At 39.2% G+C, this 2,209-nt stretch carries 1 tRNA gene, 1 rRNA gene and 2 pseudogenes; 3 read left to right on the forward strand and 1 reads right to left on the reverse strand.

The features are described from left to right. Positions 1 to 16: 16 nt before the first annotated feature. A pseudogene (locus tag HT693_RS10180) lies at positions 17 to 373 on the forward strand (sigma-70 family RNA polymerase sigma factor); the annotation flags it as partial. A 296-nt stretch (positions 374 to 669) separates the two neighbouring features. Here the strand turns inward: HT693_RS10180 and HT693_RS10185 are convergent. Then, positions 670 to 1,565, reverse strand: a pseudogene (locus HT693_RS10185) (ISNCY family transposase); the annotation flags it as partial. A 96-nt stretch (positions 1,566 to 1,661) separates the two neighbouring features. Between HT693_RS10185 and HT693_RS10190 the strand changes: the two are divergent. Together HT693_RS10190 and HT693_RS10195 are read left to right on the forward strand one after the other, a co-directional pair. Further along, positions 1,662 to 1,733 (forward strand) — tRNA-Glu (locus HT693_RS10190). 254 nt (positions 1,734 to 1,987) lie between these two features. Next, positions 1,988 to 2,209, forward strand: a 16S ribosomal RNA gene (locus HT693_RS10195); the annotation flags it as partial.

Below are 2,209 nucleotides of genomic sequence, written 5' to 3' on the forward strand. Positions count from 1 at the left end.
TTGATTTTAGGATAGTATTAGTAAAGAAGAAGGATTAGTAGAAGATATCTCTCGTTTAAGGAAATATTTTAAGACTAAGTTTCGGAATCGAATTCTAGACTATATCCGTAAACAAGAAAGCTACAAACGAAGATATAATAAAGAACCATATGAAGAAGTAGGTGAGATTAGTCATCGTATAAGTGAGGGAGGTCTGTGGATAGATGACTATTATCTCTTTTATGAAACACTAAGAGATTATAGAAACAAACAAAGTAAAGAGAAACAAGAAGAGCTAGAACGCATTTTAAGAAATGAACGATTCCGAGGGCGTCAAAGAGTGTTAAGAGACTTACGTATTGTGTTTAAAGAGTTTGACATCCGTAGCCGGTAAGAAGCAATGCAAAAAAATGAAAAAAATAGGAAAAGGTGTGTCAATCGAAAGTGATGATGCCCCAAAAAATGGTGAGATTGAGGGCAATTATTTTGCTTTCATTTGACACGAGGAACCCTTGAAGCTATTTTTTCAGCTAAACCAAGGCTAGTCTTAGCCTTGGCTCTCCAGCCTAGCAGCTCCAAGCCTCTTATCAAATGAAATGCTTGTCTTAGACTCCTTATTTTCTCTCTCCTAAATGTAAGGGATAGAGTGATTTCCTTTAAGGAACAGCTTCCCATTTAGCGAGAAATAGATTATACTTGTAGCTGAGGAGAATGAAGCTCCTCACTAGTAAACTCTTCATAATCCTTTTTATTTTTCTGAAGATATTGTTTGAAAGATGTGAGTTTCCACGGATGGGTTTGTGGAGGGATATACTTGCGTCTTTCTTTTTTTGTTCTGGTTCTGATTCAAAGTTTTTTGAATAGAGTTCATGAACTAGTAGCTCCTTTGTGTGACAGATCTTGTCAGCGATATTGAGGTAGATGTCACCGTCAACTTCTTTTATAACGAATGCTTTCGTCTTTCTGCTGAAGTAGACTTCTTTTCCTTGTTCAACAGGGATATAGCAACGATTTTGGAATCGGATATGGTGTCCACTATCGACGACTCTCTCCGCCAGTCTAGCCAGAATGAGATTTCGTTCAGAGGGCTTAGGAGCCTCCTCAAAGACAGAGAGTTTTGTCTTGTTTCCAAACTGTTCATTAAAGGTTTGGATGTAGGAAAGAAGGAAAGTATTGGCTTCTTCCAAGGTATGAATATTGTTTCGTTCCAGTTCAATAGGCAGGCGAGATTGTAGTGCCTGATTGAGTCTTTCGACTCTCCCTTTAGCTTGAGGGATAGCGGTTGTCTCAAGGAGAATCCCCAGTTGGTGGCAGGCGTATCCGAATTGTGTATGGGTATCGTCCTCCATTTTCTTAGAGTTGGAGATTTGATAGGTAAAGACTGTTCTTTTATCTGTTTTGATTTGAAGGGGAATGCCGTGGTTGTCTAAAATTTGTTCGAGGACATGATAGTAAGCATTCAAGGTCTCTTGTTTATCAAAATAAGCGCCTAGGATATTGCCAGAAGCATCATCAATGGCTAAGTGTAAGTTAGAGGTTTCTGCTCCAAACCAGGCATGAGGGCTAGCCTCCATTTAGATGAGTTCTCGCCAAAAAATTGTAAAAAGTAAAAAAAGTTTAAAAAAGGTGTTGACAAAGTTTAAAAAGACTGTATAATAGTAAGAGTTGAAAATAACAACTCTGGTTCGTTGGTCAAGGGGTTAAGACACCGCCTTTTCACGGCGGTAACACGGGTTCGAATCCCGTACGGACTATGGTATGTTGCGGTTGAAGCACTTGATGAAAAAAGTTTTAAAAAAGTTTTAAAAAAGTTTCAAAAAAAGTGTTGACAAACGAAAGTGACTGTGATATACTAATATAGTTGTCGCTTGAGAGAAGCGAGTGACAAAGACCTTTGAAAACTGAACAAGACGAACCAATGTGCAGGGCACTACAACTAAGGTTGTAGTACTGAACAATGAAAAAACAATAAATCTGTCAGTGACAGAAATGAGTGAGAACTCAAACTTTTAATGAGAGTTTGATCCTGGCTCAGGACGAACGCTGGCGGCGTGCCTAATACATGCAAGTAGAACGCTGAAGGAGGAGCTTGCTTCTCTGGATGAGTTGCGAACGGGTGAGTAACGCGTAGGTAACCTGCCTGGTAGCGGGGGATAACTATTGGAAACGATAGCTAATACCGCATAATAGTAGATGTTGCATGACATTTGCTTAAAAGGTGCAATTGCAT

This window comes from Streptococcus sp. 2154, from assembly GCF_013277255.1.
Lineage (GTDB): Bacteria > Bacillota > Bacilli > Lactobacillales > Streptococcaceae > Streptococcus > Streptococcus pseudopneumoniae.